Origin of the sequence: Xanthomonas sp. WHRI 1810A, assembly GCF_040202885.1 — a bacterium.
In the GTDB taxonomy this organism is placed as follows: domain Bacteria; phylum Pseudomonadota; class Gammaproteobacteria; order Pseudomonadales; family Pseudomonadaceae; genus Aquipseudomonas.
Genome location: NZ_JBEGED010000002.1, coordinates 467,377 through 484,552, shown reverse-complemented (window position 1 = coordinate 484,552; position 17,176 = coordinate 467,377). Strand labels below are relative to the sequence as shown.

The window sequence follows — 17,176 nt, the reverse complement described above, 5'->3', positions numbered from 1 at the left end:
CTTGTTGATGTGCCACGCTACCTGTAGGAGCTGACGAGCAACGCGAGGCTGCGATCGCGGTGTTTCAGACAAACCGCAGAGCCAACTTCACGGGCAAGCCTCGCTCCAGCAGAAACGCGTTTTTTAGTCCTGCCCAAGCAAATGGTATTTGCCGATCAGGTTGAATTTCCACGCCACTGGGTCGTGAACGGTGTGAGTACGGGCATTGCGCCAGTGGCGGTCGAAGCCGTATTCAAGGCGCGTGGAGCTGGCGCCCCCAAGTTGGAACAGTTTGTTGCTGGCCAGCAACGCGGCTTCGGTGGTGAGGATTTTTGCCGCCGCCAATGCCGAGGACACCTTCGCTGACGGCCCCGGTCCTTGCGCGGCCGTGACCTGATCAAACAATGCCGCCGCTCGTTCCAGCACGGCTTCTCCAGCATGAATCCGGGTGTGCAGGTCACCGATGATTTCCAGCACATACGGGTCCTGAGCCACATCGCTCACGCCAGTACGCGCATATGGCCTGGCATGCTCGCGGACGTAACTGAGGGTGTCGGCAAACGCAGCGCGGGCGATGCCCAGGTCCAGCGCGCTGTGAAAAAGGTCAGGAATACCGTAGGTATTGCCCTGGTTTTTACCCAGTTCGGTGTTCAGTACATGGCTGTGCTCGACGCGTACGTTGTCCAGCAGCAGTGTGCCGCTGGCAGTGGTGCGCTGACCGAAACCATCCCAGTCATCGATGATGGTCAGGCCAGGGGCATAACGGTCCAGCACGGCGGTTTTCGACAGACCATCCTCGTCCACACAACCGATGGAAATCAGCTGCGAAAACAGCGCCCCTGTGGAATACGCCTTCGAGCCATTGACCCGGTAGTGATCGCCTTCGCGAGTGATCTGCGTGCGCGTAGTGCCCGCCGGCAGGCTGCCGCCCTCCGCATGGCCATTGCCCCAGCGATAGCCCTGGAGAATCTTGCCAAAGAACAGCTGCTTCTGTTCTTCGCGGCCCACCGCTTCGATCACGCTGCACGCCAGGATAATGCTCAGTAGCAACTGGCCAATGGAGGCGTCGGCCTCACCGATGATCGCCACCACTTTGGTCAATGTCAGGTACGAGACTTCAACGCCGCCATAGGCACGCGGTACGCGGATTGCCAGCAAGCCGCTGCGCGCGCAGTCTTCCAGTTCCTGCCACGGCAAATGGCGCTCGACGTCGCGCACCTGCGCAGTGGTTCTGAACTGCGCAGCCAAACGCTGGGCGATTTCCACCGCCTCATTCTCACTGACAATCACGTGCGCCGCCGTTGTCGGTGCAACAACCGGTCGGTGCTGCGGTTCGGAGGATATAAAGCGTGGTGCGGCAAATCCGGTATCGGTCATGGGTGAGTCCTGTTCCTTGGGAGCATCGACGGTTCAGCCGCGGATCATTCAAGCCTGATAACTCGCGTCGGCGAAATTGCCGTACAGCGCTTCTGATGAGTTGAAAAAATCTTTCAATTGCTTCTGCGTGACCACCACCACGGTGGGGGATACGAGCGGGATCTTCGGCAGGTCGGTGAGCACGATCTGCTGAAATTCGCCGTACCAGGCTTTGCGTTTGATTGGGTCCAGTTCGGCCTGGCCCAGATCGAGTAATTGATCGACCCTGGGGTTGGCATAACGCGCGCCGTTGGAGAACGCGATACCGGGTTTGAAGTTCGAGGAGTGATAAAACCGTTGCGTGCCCATCACCGGATCGGGCCCGGCGGTGGCGCTGATCAGCGTGGTGTCGAAGTCGCGGCGGGTGTAGACGCGATTGACGTACTCGGGGAAGTCCTGGGAGCGAATCACCAGCTTGACTCCAATCTTCGCCAGATTGCTGCGAAGGTAATGGGCGATCTGCTGGGTTTCATTGGCTGGGTTGGGGTCGTTGAACACGGTCAGGCGTATGCCGTCGGCGCCTTTCTTCAGGCCTGCTTCTTCAAGCAGGGCTTCGGCTTTGGCCAGGTCGAAGGGGTAACGCGGCACACTGTCGTCGTAGAAGTCGCTCATGCTGGCGGGGATCGCGCTGAACGCTGGCTGGGCAAAACCGAAGTAGATATTTTTGACGATGAAATCGCGGTCCACGGCGTAGGCAAACGCCTGACGCACCCGCACGTCCCGGAACACCGGCTTTTCCAGATTGAATTCGAAGCCCACCAGGCCGGGTGAGTAGGGCGCGCTGATTTCGCTGACCTGCAACTGCGGCACCCCGCGCAGGCGCTTGACGTTGCTCAGTGCCACCGACGCCAGTTGCACGGCTTGGGTTTCCAGTGCCGCCGATGCCGCCGTCAGGTCGGGAATGATGCGGAAGATCAGCGCGTCCAGATGCGGTTTGCCGGTGTCCCAGTAGTCTTCGTTTTTCACCAGATTGATCGATACGCCACGGTCCCAGCGCTCGAACTTGAACGGGCCGGTGCCGATGGGTTTGATGTTGTTGGGGTTGGCCAGCGGGTTGCCGCTGTCGTAAAGGTGTTTGGGCAAGACTTGTGCGTCGGTCGATGACAGCGCGCTGAGCAGATAGGGTGCAGGCTTCGATAGCGTCAGGACCACCTGCAGTGGCGTCGGCGTTTCGACCTTGCTCACCGGAGCAAACGTAGTGATGCCCCGGGAGTTGAATTTGCGCCAGATATTTTGCAAAGAAAACGCCACGTCCTCGGCACCGAAGGGCTGGCCGTCGTGCCATTTCACCCCTTGTCGCAGGTTGAAGGTGTAGACCAGGCCATCGGTGCTGACCTGCCAGTCGGTGGCCAGTCGCGGTACGGGCTGGCGCTGCGCATCGTAGGACAGCAGGCCGTCGAACAGCTTGCTGGTCACGGTGTAAATGGTCCCGTCAGTGGTCAGTGCGTTGGTCAGGACAGTGGGTTCAGGGTATTGCGACACCACCAGCGTCTGTCCGCCGTCGACAGCAGCGAACACCCCAGACACATGCCCCGACATTCCCATACCGGCCGCGAGGATCATCGAGTCCTTGATAAACGTCCTTCTGGTTAACGACATGCTGCACCTTTGGTAAAACGATTAGTAAGAAGCGCACGGCTATTCAGTTCCAGGGTTAGAACCGACGCGGCGTTTAATAAAAAGGAGGGGTCGGGCGATGTTCTGTTGGGCGTCAGAACAGAATAGCGAGCCTAACGGATAGTTTCAGCGTTATTCAAGTACGGTCTTATAACGTTAAGTGCAGTCTCAATACCTGAAGCGATAATAAGTTTAGAACTTTTTTGCTGGTGTTCGGCTTATTGAAATCCTGTATTAGTGTTGGCCGTTAACAGTACCCACTCAATGCGATTGTTTGTAGAGAACCCGATGCCGGCCAGCACTTTCTATCAGCGTGTGACTTACATCCTCCATTCAGGATTTCGTGGACCCTTGTTCCGGGCTGTTCCAACCGCGGTTGGGGTGATTGTTCTCAACTTCATCCTGCTCCAGATGGTGCCGGGCGATGCGGTGGACGCACTGGTGGCCGAAGCTGGCTCGGCGACGGCGGAAACCACAGCCTTGCTGCGCCAGCAATACGGGCTGGACAAGTCTTCGCTGGCCCAATTTGGTGATTACCTCAACCAACTCGGCCATTTGAGCCTCGGTGATTCGCCGCGCTATGGCATCCCGGTGATGGACGTGATCACCCAGCGACTGCCCAACACCCTGTTGTTGATGGGGCTGGCGCTGGTGATCTCGTTGGTGGTGGGTGTCTGCCTGGGTGTGGTCATGGCGCTGTGGAAGGGTAAATGGCCGGATCGGGTGCTGTCGTCGATCGCATTTGTACTGTATTCGACACCGGGCTTCTGGATCGGCCTGATGGCGATCGTGCTGTTCGCGGTCAAGCTTGAGTGGCTGCCCAGCGGCGGCGACGGCACTATCGGCGCGGGCCTGACCGGCGTGGACAAGTTTGTCGACAAGTTGCAGTACGCGATTCTCCCGGCCTTGACCCTCGCCAGTTTCTTCGTCGCCATTTACGCCCGTCTGACCCGCGCCTCGGTGCTTGAAGTACTGACCCAGGATTACGTGCGTACCGCGCGGGCCAAAGGGTTGTCGCCGTGGCGTATCACCTGGCGGCACGTGTTGCGCAATGCCCTGTTGCCCTTGACCACCGTCGCCGGCGCGCACCTTGGCGGGTTGTTGGGCGGGGCTGCGGTGGCGGAAACGGTATTTGGCTGGCCGGGTATCGGGCGGCTGACGCTCGAAGCCGTGCAGGCACGCGAATACAAGGTGCTCCTGGGTATTCTGCTGATGTCGTCGTTCATTGTGATCGTCGCCAATATTCTGGTGGACCTGCTCCACGCCCGGCTCGATCCGCGCATCGCCGCCCGCTCAAAGGGGGCCTGATCGATGAGCGCTCACACCCCCAACCCGATTCTCGACCGCGCGCCTTCTGCACCGGTCCGGCTGCCGGACAGCTCATGGCGCCAACAGCTGAGTGCGACGTTGCTCGGACGTTTCGCGCCGGCCGGCAAAGGTTCGTCGACCGAAGATGATTCGCTGGCCCAGGAACAGCGTTCGCCCCAGAGCCGCTGGCCGATCACCTACGCGTTGTTGCATTCACCTGGCGCGGTGGCGGGCATCAGCGTCCTGACCCTGATCGTGCTGGTGGCGCTGGCGGCAGGCTATCTCTACCCCGGCGATCCGCTGGACATGGCCGCGCAACCGCTGTTGGCACCCGGCGAAGACTGGCAGTTTCCACTGGGCACCGACGCATTGGGACGTGATCTGGCGGCAGGCCTGGCCCACGGTGCGCGTGTTTCGCTGCTGGTTGGCGTAACGGCGGCGCTGGTCAGCGTGTTGATAGGTACCCTGATTGGCGCGCTCGCCGGTTATTTCGGAGGACGGGTCGACCGCGCGCTGACCTGGCTGATCGAGCTGTTCCAGACCACCCCCTCGTTTTTGCTGGTCGTGGTGGTGGTCTCAATTACCCAGTCGACCGTCAGCATCATCGCGGTGGTGATTGGTCTGACGTCCTGGGACACCGTCGCCCGACTGGTCAGGGCCGAGTTTCGTGCGCTGCTCAGTGCCGATTTCGTCCTGGCAGCGCGCACGGTGGGTTACAGCACCCGCTGGATCATCTTTCGTGAAGTCCTGCCCAACGCATTGCCGCCGATCATCATCACCGCCTCGGTGATCGTGGCGTCTGCGATTCTCACCGAATCCTCGCTGTCGTTCCTGGGCGTGGGCGATCCGAACAAAATCAGTTGGGGCAGCATGATCGGCAGCGGTCGGGACATGCTGCGTAGCGCGCTGTACCTCACCGCGATCCCCGGCCTGACGCTGGTGATCACTGTTTTTAGTCTGAATCTGGTGGGTGACGCCCTGATCAGCGCCCTGAACCCAAGACTGCGCGGGAGAACAGCATGAACGCTGTAGCCAATATCGATGACCACCGTCAGCCGCTGCTGAGCGTTTCCGATCTGCGCGTCAATTACGGCGACTATCAGGCCGTCAAAGGCGTGAGTTTTACGGTGGCGCGTGGTGAAACCCTGGCGCTGGTGGGCGAGTCCGGTTGCGGTAAATCCACAACGGCCATGGCCATCATGCGCCTGCTGGGCGGGCGCGCCGGGATCTCGGGCAAGGTCGATTTCGACGGGCTGGACCTGTCGGTGATCAGCGATCCGGTGATGCGTGGGCTGCGCGGCAACGACATTTCCATGGTCTTTCAGGACCCGATGACCTCGCTCAATCCGGTGCTCAGCGTGGGCGAGCAGATCGGCGAAGTGTTGCGTCGCCATCGTGGTCTCTCGCGTAAAGACGCACGCATCGAAGCCCTGAGTCTGCTGAAGAAAGTGCGCATTCCCAACGCGGCGGCGCGTCTGGATGACTTCCCGCACAATCTGTCGGGCGGGCAGCGCCAGCGGGTGATGATCGCCATTGCCGTGGCGTGTAACCCGCGCCTGCTGATCGCCGACGAACCGACCACCGCGCTGGACGTCACGGTGCAGGCGCACATTCTGCAATTGCTCAAGGAGCTGAGCGAAGAGTACGCCATGGGCCTGCTGCTGATTACCCATGACCTGGGCGTCGTCGGCCAGTGGGCGGATCGGGTGGCGGTGATGTACGACGGCCTGATCGTCGAGTCCGGGACCACGGAAGCGATCTTCACCGCGCCGCAGCACCCGTACACCAAAGGATTGCTGGGTGCGTCCCTGCGGCTCGACACCGACTCGCACTACGCCAATGCCTCGCTGCCGGAAATCAACGTGCGCAAGGGTAACAGCGGCATCATCGAGTTCGATCTGCACAGCCATCCGCGCTATTTCACTACCCGTGACGCCCACACCGGGGCGCTCGACCGGCCAATTCTGGAGGTGCGCAACCTGCGCACCGAATACAAAACCAGTCAGGGCGTCGTGACGGCGGTGGATGATGTGTCGTTCCAGATACGGCCGGGCGAGACGCTCGGCCTGGTAGGTGAGTCCGGCTGTGGGAAGTCGACGCTGAGCAAAACCATTTTGGGCCTGATCCGCTCAAGTGCCGGGCATATCTTGCTCAATGGCACCGATATCGCTCACTTATCCGAGAAACAGCTGCGTACACACAGGCCATTTGTGCAAATGGTGTTTCAGGACCCCTATGGATCGCTCAACCCCAAGCACAGCGTGTACCGCATCCTCGACGGCGTGCTGAGAAACCACGGCGAAAAAGAGGCGCAGACTCGCAGTCAGCGCATCTTCGACATCATTCATCGCGTGGGGCTGCCAGCCTCAGCGGTGTGGAAATATCCCCACGAATTTTCCGGCGGCCAACGGCAGCGCATCGGCGTGGCGCGGGCACTGATTCTGCGGCCTTCGCTGGTGATTCTCGACGAAGCGGTGTCTTCGCTGGATGTGTCGGTGCGCGCGCAGATTCTCAATCTTCTCGCCGACCTCAAGCAGGAATTCGGCCTGTCGTACCTGTTCATTTCCCACGATCTGTCGGTGGTCAAGTACATGGCCGATCGCGTGCTGGTGATGCACGACGGCAAGATTGTCGAGGAGGGCGCCCATGACGCGATCTGGAAGAACGCCCGTCACGCCTACACCCAAAAACTGATTGGCTCGGTGCCCGTGCCCCGTTACTCGGTGGCTGACGAAGAAACCGTGCCCTATGCCGATTCGGCTTGGCAGGAACTCCCGGTGGCGATGTTGCTGTCACGTTTTGCGATTTAGTTGTGTTGCATTCAATAAACGATGAAAAACCATTAAGGGAGTGAATATGAGCACTATCGAGTACCGAAATCTGGGCCGCAACGGCATCAAGGTCTCGCCCATTACCCTGGGCACCATGATGTTCGGTGGGCAGACCGACGACAGCGTTGCCAAACGCATTGTCGACAAGGCGTATGAGCAGGGCATCAACTTCATCGATACCGCCAATGGCTACAACGGCGGGGCCTCCGAGGAAACAGTCGGGCGCCTGATCGCCGACCGCCGTTCGCAGTGGGTGCTGTCGACCAAGTTTGTCAACCCCAATCCTGGCGCTCTGGGCCCGAATGATCGCGGCGCTTCGCGCAACAACGTGATCCAGTCCGTGGATGCCAGCCTCAAGCGCTTGAACACGGACTACATCGACCTCTTTTATCTGCACCGCGAAGACCACAGCACGCCGGTTGAAGAAACCTTGCGCGCGCTGTCGGACCTGATACGCGCGGGCAAGATCCGCTCTTACGGTCTGTCCAACCACCGTGGCTGGAAACTGGCGGAGTTCAGCCGCACCGCGGATCTGCTGGGGATCGAGCGCCCGGCGGCGAGCCAGCCGTTGTACAACCTGGCCAACCGTCAGATCGAAAACGAGCACTTGCCGGCCGCCGAGTACTACGGCATTGGTGTGGTGTCCTACAGCCCGCTGGCCCGTGGCGTGCTTACCGCCAAATACGACCCGAACCAGCCGCCGTCCGAGGGCACACGTGCCGGTCGCAACGACAAGCGTCTGCAGCAGACCGAATGGCGTCCGGAGTCGTTGAACCTGGCGCAGCGCGTCAAGGATCACGCCGAGGCCCGTGGCATCACGCCGGGTCAGTTTGCGCTGGCCTGGGTCCTGAACAATCAGCTGATCACCTCAGCCACCGCCGGGCCGCGTACCGAAGAGCAATGGAATGACTACGTACCGGCGCTGAATTACGCGTTCACCGCAGAAGATGAAGCGTTCATCGACGATCTGGTCATCACCGGGCATTCATCGACACCGGGTTACAACGACCCAAGCCACCCGTTTGCCGGCCGTAAATCGCGGGTTTAATGCGCCTATCACAATCGTTCCCGCGCGTTCGGGAACGGTCCCTCTGTAGGAGCCAACTTGTTGTCGAGCGCTTGACGCGGTGTGTCAGGCACAACGCCTCGCGAACAAGTTCGCTCCTACAACGCTTGCGCAGACTCACACACTCAGGCTTTTGCCAGGTTCCAGCCGCGCCACTGCGGTTGTGCCAGAAGCAAGCTGGCAATTGTGACTGCCACCAGACCCCACAAGGCAATGGTGGTGGCCACTCCCAGGTGATCGGCCATGTAACCGCCGAGCAGCGTTGCCAATGGCTGCAAACCAAAGCCGATTATGCTGAACAACCCCATCAATCTTCCGCGCATGGCTGGCGGCGAAAGGATCTGCACCATGCTGGTACAGGTCACCATGGCCTGGGACGTTGCAAGCCCGAACATGAACAGCGCGATCAACTGCAAAAACAGCCAGTGCGTCAGCGCTGACACCACCAGCCACGCGCCCATCCAGATCAGGGTAAACGACAGCGTCAGGCCCATGCGCTTGATGTGGCTGATCACCGGCGACAGAAAAAACGCGTACACCAATGAACCGGAGGCAGCCGCGGCCAGCAACAGGCCGGTGCGTTGCGGATCTCCATGCGCCACGGCGGGCAGCAGTGCCAGGGTGCCCAGGCCAAACACGGTCAACGCCGCGCAGCAAATGTAGATATTGCGCAAAGTCAGGGTGTCGCGAATGTGCCGGATGGCTTCGCCGAGGGTCGCCTGCTCGCTGCCATTGGGACGGGTCTGCTGGATGGCATGCAGCGACAGCAGAGAAATAATCACCACCCAGTAGGAAAAGCCATTGGCCCAGAACGCGGCGGACATCCCCACCTGGGCCACCAGATAACCGGCCAGGGTCGGCCCCAGCGTTCGGCAGACATTGAGGATCATCGAGTTGATGCTGATCAGCTTGCGAATGTTGTCCAGGCCCGCCAGATCGAACAGAAAGGCTTGCTGCGTCGGGAAGTACACCGAGTTGACGCACCCCATCAGAAAGGCGAACACAAGCAGATGGCTCAGTTGTACCTGCTCGGTGTGAATCATCGCGGCGATGATGAAGGTCAGCGCGATTTCCAACACGTGACAGCCAATCAACAGCTTGCGGCGATCGTAGCGGTCCGCCAGGCCGCCGGTGAACATGCTGAACAACAGGATCGGCACGCTCGAACACAGCGCGCTGATACCGAGCGCAAAAGCCTGCCCACCGGACAGTTGATACACCAGCAGGGCCATGGCGGTCTGCTGCAACCAGATACCGACCATGGACACTGCTTGTCCCGACAGATAAATGCGGGTCGGCGCAGAGCGCAAGGGAGCGAAATTGTTCAGCCACAGCGTGAGGGCAGACATGTAATCATTATATCCGGCAGACGACACAAGAAAGTTGCGGTATTAACCCACTATTGTTGATCTGCTGTTCAGCCAGCAACACTTTTGGGTCTTATAGTTCACGGTGTTTGTATTCGGCGAACAGGCTGCTCAATGAGCGGGGCACTGTCAATCAACGCGCCGACATAAACTCATAACGTAACGATCTATGTAGTCTAAATTAGTTTGCATTACACTCGCTGAACCTCGCGCGGGGCTTAGAATTATTAGTTGAAATATTATTAAGCCCCTCATCAATGTCGTGCGACCACGTCCGTCATTAATAATAGTTTGAAAGTTTCAGTTCAGGCCGCTTTAGCGGGACCTGCCGTGACTGTTTACGTAATCATTTTATTGAATGGCGCCCACCCATGACGGACCTTAATCTCTGGTACACCCGCTGCCCGACGCCGACACCTCTTGGTCTGGCGGTGAAGTTGGGATTTCTGGAAACGGCACTCTCCCGGCATTCGGTCGGGCTGCAGTCACTGCAAAGCTCGACCGACGAAAAGGTCCGGGCCAGTCATTTCGATCATTCGCAACCCTGGTCATTTCGCCAGGGCGGCAACATTCCGCCGATTCATGCCCGCGCCAGTGGACGCGACACGCGCCTGGTCGGGATCAACTGGATCGACGAATTCCAGGCCGTGATCACCTTGCCGTCATCATGGCTGCGTGATGCATCGGATCTGGCTGGCAAGCGTCTGGGTCTGCCTCGACAACCGCCCGGCATCATCGACTTCCAGCGTGCGACGTCACTCAAGGGTTTGCTGTCGACCCTTGAGGCGGCGGGTATCCCCCGCGAGCGTGTGACCTTCGTCGATATCGTTATCCAGGCCCCGCAGTTAGGCGCCTCAACCCCGGGGTACCCCGCCGAAATCAAGCGCCGGTTGCCCTATGCCGCAGAGATCACTCAGCTGATCAAAGGCGAGATCGATGCGTTCTTCGTCAAGGGCGCGGAAGGTCTGAGCGTCGCTCACCAGTTTGGCGCGATCATTCTCAGCGAAACCGGCAATCACAGTGACGCCGCGATCCGCATCAACAACGGCACCCCGCGCTTGTTGACGGTGGACGGTACGCTGTCCCGCGAACGGCCGGACCTGGTGCAAGTACTGCTGGCGTCGGTGCGTGAAGCCGGGCAGTGGGCGGCGCAAAACCCTGATCAGACCCGACGCTTCGTCGCCCAGGAAATCGGCGTCTCGGAAGAGTCCGTCCAGGCCGCTTTCGGACCTGAGCTGCACCTGAAATTCGGCACTTCCCTGGAATCACCCGGTGTCGAAGCCATCGACACGTTCAAGGACTTTCTGCTCAGAGAAGGTTTCATCGATCACGACTTTTCGGTCGAGGACTGGCTGCATGTCTGAGGTGTCGACCCCGTGGGACGTGATTGTGTTGGGTGGTGGCGCGGCAGGTCTGGTGGCGGCGTTTCATGCGCGGCAGGCCGGGGCCTCGGTGTTGGTTGTCAACAAGGGGTTGGTCGGTCGCAGCGGTGCGACGATTACCTCCGGTGGCGGGGTGTCGATTGCCGGTGAAAGTCTGCGGGCGATGGGGCTTGATGCCGACGCCAGCGATACCGAAGAACGGTTTTTGCAGGACACCATCACCGCCGGTTCATGGCTCAACGATCAGCGCCTTGTGGAAAGTATGGTCACCGGTATTGGTCCGGAGCTGAATCGCCTGGTGGACTGGGGTATCAAATTTACCGTCAATCGCCGCGCGCCCGGTCACAGCAGTGGGCGCGGGGTGCAAATTAGCGGTGTCGACATGCAGCGCGCGTTGACGCGGATTGCGGTGCAGGCAGGCGTCAGCTTTCGTGAGGACTTTCAGTCCACCCAATTGCTGCGTCGCGACGGTGCGGTGATTGGCGTCCTCGGGCTGGACAGGCGTAGCGGGGTAGTTGAAAGCCTGTTTGGCCACAGCATGGTGCTCGCCACTGGCGGCGCGACGTCCAACTGGAGCCTGCGCACCGCGCCCGAGGAACTGTCGGGGGAGGGACAGCGCATGGCGGTGGAAGCGGGCGCTACGCTGATCGACATGGAGATGATGCAGTTTTTGCCGTGCTGCCTGGCCGCCCCGGCGATTTGGCGCGGCCTGCAGTTCCCCTGGATTCTCGGCCCGCAGAGTGGCGTACATGCCTGGCTGATGAATCGCTTCGGCGAACGCTTCATGGCGCGCTGGGACCCGGCGCGCATGGAGTTGGCAACCCGCGACATGGTGTCGGCGGCCTGCGCCACTGAAGTCTACGAAGGACGGGGCAGTCCCAATGGCGGCGTGTACCTGTCCTGGAAACACCTGCCCAACGACATCATCGACAACTTCCCGGCCTCGTCGCGTTCCATCAGCGCCGGTTGGCAGTGGGAAGGTTTTGATATGACGCCATTGGTGGAGCGCATCAAGCAGGGCTATGCCATCGAAGTCGCGCCTGCCGCGCATTTTTCCCTGGGCGGCGTGCGCGTTGATCCGGGCGCCTGGACCGGTGTGCCGGGATTGTTCGCGTGCGGTGAAGTGACCGGGGCGCTGCACGGTGCGAACCGGTTATCCGGCAACGCCGGGGCGCAGGTGTTGGTGCAAGGGCGGATTGCCGGTCAGGCGGCAGCGCTGGATGCATTGCAGCGCAGGTCTCAGGATCGCCTTGCCGATAACGCTGACGCCGCGTTCGCCGTGACCGTTGCGCCCTTTGAACGCACGCACGGGATCGCGCCATTCGAGCTCAAGGAAACGCTGTCTCAGCTCGCCGAAAAATCCCTCGGTCCGGTACGCACTGCCCAAGCTCTGGACGAGGGGCTAACAACGCTGGCCACGCTGAAAAACGATGTGCTGCCGAAATTGGCGTGTCGCACCCGGGACCGCATGTGGAACCGTGACTGGAGCGATGCGCTGGAGTGTCAGGCCGCTTTTACTGTTATCGAATCGGCGCTGCTCGGCGCTTCCGGGCGCGATCATTCCATCGGCGCGCACCAACGTCACGACCACAAAGGCGTGTACACCGGGGTACTGAGCCATTCATTGGTGAGCCTGAAAGCGGGTGTACTGGCGCGTCAAGTTGCACCCGTGGCCTTTCCTTTTCTGGCGCGGCCATGAGCGATTTTTCTTTCGGGAGTTTCCAATGCTGATGCACCTGACGCTGTTCCGCGAAGGCCAATTCCGGCAACTGGACGTGCAGCTTCCGCCCCCGGCAGGTTTGGGCTTGGGCATCGACAGTTGGGAGGGCGCGTCGGTCAGCACCGCGCTGCAATACGCGCAGCGGGTGTTCGAACCGAACCTGGGTTACTCGCTGTCGTGCCGACGCGGGCTGTGCAAGCTGTGTGCGATGCGCATCGACGGCGAAGTCAAACTCGCCTGCACCGTTCCACTGCATGATGGCATACGCATCGAACCGGCCAAGCCCAAACTTGCGCTCCATGACACGGTGGTCGAACTAAGTCTGGTCCGCGTCAAACCGTCCCGGGAGAAACCGGCGGCCCCTGTTTTCCGGTCGGACAGCGACACCGGCACGCCGACGATTGCCTTTATCCCAACAACCACCTGACTGCGTGTCGGGCTTTGCCTTTTTTTTAACGCCAAGCGAACCCATTCAGGAGTGTGACCCCATGTCCGAAGCACTGCTTAAAGAAATATCACAGACCTCAAACGAAGCCGCACCTACCACCCTCTGGTACACCCGCTGCCCAGTGCCGACCACGTCCGGCATCGCTCAGCACAAACACTGGCTGCAAAACGAGTTCGCGCGTCACGGCATCACCCTGGATTCGATCCGTGCCTCACAGGATCGCGCGGTGCGTGAATCCCATTTTCGCCACAGTCTGGCGGGCAGCTTCCGTGAGGGCGGTAACGTGCCGCCGATCTGGGCGCGGGCGCAAGGCCAGGACACCGTAGTGGTCGGCATCACGTGGGTCGATGAGGAGCAACTGGTGTTCGTGCGCGGCGACAGCGATATCAAGACAGTCGCTGACCTGCGCGGTCGCAAGCTCGGCGTGGTGCGCAAGGCTGCCAGCGATCTGGTGGACGTCGGGCGCGCCGAAGGTTTGCGCGGGCTGTTGACCGCATTGCACCTGGGCGGCGTGTCCCGGGATGACGTTGAGTTCGTCGATATTGCGGCACCGGAGTGGGACCTCGAAGAGGTCACTAATACCCGTGAAGACCACCACGCCATTCCGACCCTGGCATTGCTCAATGGCACCGTAGACGCGATTTTCATCAAAGGTGCTGGCAGCGCCCGGGCGCTGGCTCAAGGCTTGCGGCCGATCATCAATATCAACGAGCAGGAAGATCCGCTGCTGCGCCTGAGCGCAGGTTCTCCACGGCCGATCACAGTGGATCGCCAGACCCTGATCGACTCGCCAGAAATCGTGGCGCGATACCTTGCCGTGCTGTTGAAGACGTATGAGTGGGCCAGCGAGCATCCGCAAGAAGTCGTGACCACCATCGCCGCTGAAACCTCGACGGATGAAGAAAGCGTTCTGCTGGCGTTCGGTAGTCAGCTGCATTTGTCATTCGAACCCAAGCTGTCCGAGGTGTATGTCGAAGGCCTGCGTCGGCAAAAGGATTTTCTGCTGGCCGAAGGATTCATCGACAAGGACTTCGACATCGACAGCTGGATCGATCCGCTGCCATTGCAACAGGCGTGGGCGATCAAGGACGAAATCGAGTTGCGTTGACGTTATCTGGCAGCTGGGGCTCGCCGGCACAAAGGTGTGTCGGCGATCAGCTCCGTTGCGATGCTGGGATTTGAATACTGATTATGACGTTGCGCAGGAGCATTCGATGAATAACGCCAAGGCCGCACCTAAGGTGCGCTGGCAGCCAACGCCGGGCGAGTTGCTCGATCTCGGCCAGGTGTTTCGTGAGCCGCTTGGGGCTTTGCGCTTGCACACTACTCCCAAAGGCGTACTGAGCCGTCGTGAAGCCGTGTTGCTGGGCGTCTTCGCGCTGGTGCTGCATGGCGCGGTGATCTACTGGGTCAACAGTTCGCCGACCCCGGCGCTGCCCATAGTGCCGCCAGAAATTCCACCGATGACCATCGAGTTTTCTCAGCCCGCGCCGCCCGTGGTGCCGGTGGTGGAACCGCCACCGCCCCCGCCTGAGCCGACCCCCGAGCCAGTGGTCGAACCGCCGCCGCCCGTGGAAGACGAACTGGCGATCAAACCGCCACCGCCCAAGCCGATTCCCAAGCCAAAGCCTAAGCCCGTCGTGAAACCGGTGCCCAAGCCTGTCGCCAAACCGGTCGAGCAACCGCCGACGCCGCCCGCTCCGCCACCACCGGTTGCCACGCCGGCACCGCCCGCACCCCCTGCACCGGCGCCAGTGACACCCGCCTCGGCCAACGCCGGTTACCTGCACAACCCGGCCCCTGAATACCCGGCGCTGGCGATGCGTCGCAATTGGGAAGGGACGGTGTTGCTGCGGGTGCATGTGCTGGCCAGTGGTAAACCCGGCGAGGTGCAGATCCAGAAAAGCAGTGGTCATGAACAGCTCGACGACGCTGCATTGGCGGCGGTCAAGCGCTGGAGTTTCGCCCCGGCCAAACAGGGTAATAACCCGATTGATGGCTGGGTCAGCGTGCCGATCGATTTCAAGATCCGGTAATGCTCAACCTATCGATACACCGCGGGCCACCTGACAAAAGGCGCATCGCTCCAAAACATTTTGATCCCCAGTTGGAGAACTCACATGAACCTCATCGCTTCCCCCTTTGATTCCATCGAACACGCGGTCATCTGGCTGCTGATTGTTTTCTCCGTCGCGACCTGGGGCCTGGCCCTGCTCAAGGGCGTGCAGTTCACCCGCCTGAAGACGCAGGATCGACGTTTTCATAAACAATTCTGGGCCGCTTCTAGCCTTGATTCCGCCGCCGAGCTGGCCCAGAGCAAACCGGGGGCGGCTGCTCGCGTGGCGCTGGCCGGATATGCCGCGATTCAAGTGCCGGACGGTACGCATGCCAATGATTTGAGCCAGTCGATCAATCATCAGGATCGCCTTGAACGCTCTCTGCGTCAGCAGATCGTGCGCGAACGCCGCTCGCTGGAAACCGGCCTGGCGATCCTCGCCAGTATCGGCAGCACCTCGCCCTTCATTGGTTTGTTCGGCACGGTGTGGGGGATCATGTCGGCGCTCAAAGGGATCAGCGCGGCAGGCTCCGCGAGCCTTGAAACCGTGGCTGGGCCGATCGGTGCGGCACTGGTCGCCACCGGTGTCGGTATCGCCGTGGCCGTCCCGGCAGTGCTGGTTTACAACTACTTCTTGCGTCGCCTGAAACTCACCGCCGCTGATCTGGACGATTTCGCCCATGACTTTTACAGCCTGGCGCAGAAGAGCCAGTTCCGCGTGCTGCTGCATCCGGTGCTGAACAAAACCGCCGCGACCGGCCAGAAAGTGAAGGAGGCGTCCTGATATGGCTTTCTCGACCCAGGACAACGACGAAGTCATGAGCGAAATCAACGTCACGCCACTGGTGGACGTAATGTTGGTGCTGCTGGTGGTGTTTATCGTGACCGCGCCGCTGCTGACCAATTCCATCCCGATCAACCTCCCGAAAACCGAAGCCGTCGCGCCGCTGGAGCAAAAAGATCCGCTGGTGGTCAGCATCGACGATAAGGGCAAGCTGTTCATCAACAAGGACGAGGTCCAGCCCGATCTGCTGGAAATCAACCTCAAGGCCGCCAAAGACAAAAACGCCGATGTGCGCGTGCAGCTGCAAGCGGATAACGGCGTGAACTACGGTGAAGTGGCCAGGGCCATGGCTTCCATCGAACGAGCGGGGATAACCAAATTGTCGGTAATAACCGCCAAGTAAAACTTGGCTGGTCTTATGTGGGGCAGACCTGAAACAGGATCGACCATACGACGTTCTAGTTCATCTGGCTAAACAAAGGGTTATAGCCGGCTGAACAGCTAATGGGATACCAATTGGTGCAGATTTGCACCACCCCTTTCATTGGTTCATGCAGACACTTCGGGTGAGACGTGGTCGCGCAACATCAACGAGTCGAGTCCTGCTGCTGCGTTTTTTGCGACGGCAATAAGCCTTTCTTCGTCCCATCCCTCACGTGCCGCCGCCGATAGGCCGAGCATGGTTAAGGCGACATAATCCAGCACCCGTGCAGGCGCTGGGATTTCGTTTGCCTTGAGAAACACCAGCACTCGGTCCCGGTTCTCCCCCGCAATTTGTGTAGCCGCGATGCCCCATTCGTTTTTCCCGGCCTTCGCATGTTCGAGGATAAAGCAGCCACGCCTCCTGGGATGGGCGGCATAGGCACGTGCCGCAGCAATAAGCATCTCGCCAAGGGCTGTCCCAGGGGGGTTGCCTGGGATCAAGAAGCGGTCCAGTGGCACGACGGTGGCTGAGTAGCGTCTCAATGCATCCAGAAAAAACGCGCCTTTGCTACCGAACGCAGTATAGAAGCTAGGCGCAGTGATCCCGATCGCTTCGGTCAGAGTAGCCACACTGACATTTTCATATCCGTGCTCGTGAAACAGATCCTGTCCGACCTGGATAGCCACGTCGAGTTCGAACTCGCGCGGCCGCCCACGCGATCGCCTATTTACGTTAATGGCCATTATATAAACCTTTACTTCCAGGAATTCCGAATACT

At 60.2% G+C, this 17,176-nt stretch carries 15 protein-coding genes; 11 read left to right on the top strand and 4 right to left on the bottom strand.

Annotation, left to right across the window (positions count from 1 at the left end):
• Window positions 1-123: 123 nt before the first annotated feature.
• Window positions 124-1,356 carry an SfnB family sulfur acquisition oxidoreductase gene (locus tag ABQX22_RS05480; protein WP_349797284.1) on the bottom strand — a complete coding sequence of 411 codons (1,233 nt, stop codon included), beginning with the start codon at window positions 1,354-1,356 and terminating at the stop codon, window positions 124-126.
• A 48-nt stretch (window positions 1,357-1,404) separates the two neighbouring features.
• On the bottom strand, window positions 1,405-2,994 hold the full coding sequence (locus ABQX22_RS05475) for an ABC transporter substrate-binding protein (protein WP_349797282.1): 1,590 nt from the start codon (window positions 2,992-2,994) through the stop codon (window positions 1,405-1,407).
• 399 nt (window positions 2,995-3,393) lie between these two features.
• On the opposite strand from ABQX22_RS05475, the gene ABQX22_RS05470 reads away from it, so the two are divergent.
• The 4 genes from ABQX22_RS05470 to ABQX22_RS05455 are packed head-to-tail and all read left to right on the top strand — an operon-like array spanning window position 3,394 to window position 8,199.
• Complete coding sequence (locus ABQX22_RS05470) at window positions 3,394-4,320, top strand: ABC transporter permease (protein WP_349797280.1); 927 nt, start codon at window positions 3,394-3,396, stop codon at window positions 4,318-4,320.
• 3 nt (window positions 4,321-4,323) lie between these two features.
• Window positions 4,324-5,343, top strand: a complete 1,020-nt coding sequence (locus ABQX22_RS05465; protein WP_349797278.1) for an ABC transporter permease — start codon at window positions 4,324-4,326, stop codon at window positions 5,341-5,343.
• Window positions 5,340-7,130, top strand: a complete 1,791-nt coding sequence (locus ABQX22_RS05460) for an ABC transporter ATP-binding protein (protein ID WP_349797276.1) — start codon at window positions 5,340-5,342, stop codon at window positions 7,128-7,130. The genes ABQX22_RS05465 and ABQX22_RS05460 overlap by 4 nt, the downstream gene beginning before the upstream one ends.
• Before the next feature lie 46 nt (window positions 7,131-7,176).
• The gene (locus ABQX22_RS05455) at window positions 7,177-8,199 is read left to right on the top strand and encodes an aldo/keto reductase (RefSeq protein WP_349797274.1); all 1,023 of its coding nucleotides are present in this window, start codon (window positions 7,177-7,179) and stop codon (window positions 8,197-8,199) included.
• 143 nt (window positions 8,200-8,342) lie between these two features.
• Here the strand turns inward: ABQX22_RS05455 and ABQX22_RS05450 are convergent, their stop codons facing one another.
• Window positions 8,343-9,566: an MFS transporter gene (locus ABQX22_RS05450; RefSeq protein ID WP_349797272.1), complete on the bottom strand. Its 1,224-nt coding sequence runs from the start codon at window positions 9,564-9,566 to the stop codon at window positions 8,343-8,345.
• Between the two features lie 389 nt (window positions 9,567-9,955).
• Between ABQX22_RS05450 and ABQX22_RS05445 the strand changes: the two genes are divergently transcribed.
• The 7 genes from ABQX22_RS05445 to ABQX22_RS05415 all read left to right on the top strand — a co-directional run bounded on the left by ABQX22_RS05445 (window position 9,956) and on the right by ABQX22_RS05415 (window position 16,377).
• A complete protein-coding gene (locus ABQX22_RS05445; RefSeq protein WP_349797270.1) occupies window positions 9,956-10,948 on the top strand; it encodes an ABC transporter substrate-binding protein in 993 nt (330 codons plus the stop codon).
• Window positions 10,941-12,665, top strand: a complete 1,725-nt coding sequence (locus ABQX22_RS05440; protein WP_349797268.1) for an FAD-dependent oxidoreductase — start codon at window positions 10,941-10,943, stop codon at window positions 12,663-12,665. Before ABQX22_RS05445 ends, ABQX22_RS05440 begins: the two co-directional genes overlap by 8 nt.
• Window positions 12,666-12,690: 25 nt before the next feature.
• Window positions 12,691-13,113, top strand: coding sequence for a 2Fe-2S iron-sulfur cluster-binding protein (locus ABQX22_RS05435; RefSeq protein WP_349797266.1), 423 nt, complete (start codon window positions 12,691-12,693; stop codon window positions 13,111-13,113).
• 61 nt (window positions 13,114-13,174) lie between these two features.
• Window positions 13,175-14,242 carry an ABC transporter substrate-binding protein gene (locus ABQX22_RS05430; protein ID WP_349797264.1) on the top strand — a complete coding sequence of 356 codons (1,068 nt, stop codon included), beginning with the start codon at window positions 13,175-13,177 and terminating at the stop codon, window positions 14,240-14,242.
• A 106-nt stretch (window positions 14,243-14,348) separates the two neighbouring features.
• Window positions 14,349-15,170 (top strand): energy transducer TonB, encoded by an 822-nt coding sequence (locus ABQX22_RS05425; RefSeq protein ID WP_349797262.1) that lies wholly within the window; start codon window positions 14,349-14,351, stop codon window positions 15,168-15,170.
• An 84-nt stretch (window positions 15,171-15,254) separates the two neighbouring features.
• Entirely contained in the window at window positions 15,255-15,974 is a 720-nt protein-coding gene (locus ABQX22_RS05420; RefSeq protein ID WP_349797260.1) for a MotA/TolQ/ExbB proton channel family protein, read from the top strand.
• A 1-nt stretch (window position 15,975) separates the two neighbouring features.
• Complete coding sequence (locus ABQX22_RS05415) at window positions 15,976-16,377, top strand: ExbD/TolR family protein (RefSeq protein ID WP_349797258.1); 402 nt, start codon at window positions 15,976-15,978, stop codon at window positions 16,375-16,377.
• A gap of 146 nt (window positions 16,378-16,523) precedes the next feature.
• On the opposite strand, the gene ABQX22_RS05410 is transcribed toward ABQX22_RS05415, so the two are convergent.
• A complete protein-coding gene (locus ABQX22_RS05410) occupies window positions 16,524-17,141 on the bottom strand; it encodes a TetR/AcrR family transcriptional regulator (RefSeq protein WP_349797256.1) in 618 nt (205 codons plus the stop codon).
• Between the last annotated feature and the right edge of the window lie 35 nt (window positions 17,142-17,176).

What these genes read in the sequence shown, in the direction of transcription:
- ABQX22_RS05480 (WP_349797284.1), bottom strand. Translation starts at nt 1,356, where the DNA reads ATGACCGATACCGGATTTGCCGCACCACGCTTTATATCCTCCGAACCG.
- ABQX22_RS05450 (WP_349797272.1), bottom strand. Translation starts at nt 9,566, where the DNA reads ATGTCTGCCCTCACGCTGTGGCTGAACAATTTCGCTCCCTTGCGCTCT.
- ABQX22_RS05460 (WP_349797276.1), top strand. Translation starts at nt 5,340, where the DNA reads ATGAACGCTGTAGCCAATATCGATGACCACCGTCAGCCGCTGCTGAGC.
- ABQX22_RS05425 (WP_349797262.1), top strand. Translation starts at nt 14,349, where the DNA reads ATGAATAACGCCAAGGCCGCACCTAAGGTGCGCTGGCAGCCAACGCCG.
- ABQX22_RS05445 (WP_349797270.1), top strand. Translation starts at nt 9,956, where the DNA reads ATGACGGACCTTAATCTCTGGTACACCCGCTGCCCGACGCCGACACCT.
- ABQX22_RS05435 (WP_349797266.1), top strand. Translation starts at nt 12,691, where the DNA reads ATGCTGATGCACCTGACGCTGTTCCGCGAAGGCCAATTCCGGCAACTG.
- ABQX22_RS05415 (WP_349797258.1), top strand. Translation starts at nt 15,976, where the DNA reads ATGGCTTTCTCGACCCAGGACAACGACGAAGTCATGAGCGAAATCAAC.
- ABQX22_RS05455 (WP_349797274.1), top strand. Translation starts at nt 7,177, where the DNA reads ATGAGCACTATCGAGTACCGAAATCTGGGCCGCAACGGCATCAAGGTC.
- ABQX22_RS05465 (WP_349797278.1), top strand. Translation starts at nt 4,324, where the DNA reads ATGAGCGCTCACACCCCCAACCCGATTCTCGACCGCGCGCCTTCTGCA.
- ABQX22_RS05420 (WP_349797260.1), top strand. Translation starts at nt 15,255, where the DNA reads ATGAACCTCATCGCTTCCCCCTTTGATTCCATCGAACACGCGGTCATC.
- ABQX22_RS05410 (WP_349797256.1), bottom strand. Translation starts at nt 17,141, where the DNA reads ATGGCCATTAACGTAAATAGGCGATCGCGTGGGCGGCCGCGCGAGTTC.
- ABQX22_RS05475 (WP_349797282.1), bottom strand. Translation starts at nt 2,994, where the DNA reads ATGTCGTTAACCAGAAGGACGTTTATCAAGGACTCGATGATCCTCGCG.
- ABQX22_RS05440 (WP_349797268.1), top strand. Translation starts at nt 10,941, where the DNA reads ATGTCTGAGGTGTCGACCCCGTGGGACGTGATTGTGTTGGGTGGTGGC.
- ABQX22_RS05430 (WP_349797264.1), top strand. Translation starts at nt 13,175, where the DNA reads ATGTCCGAAGCACTGCTTAAAGAAATATCACAGACCTCAAACGAAGCC.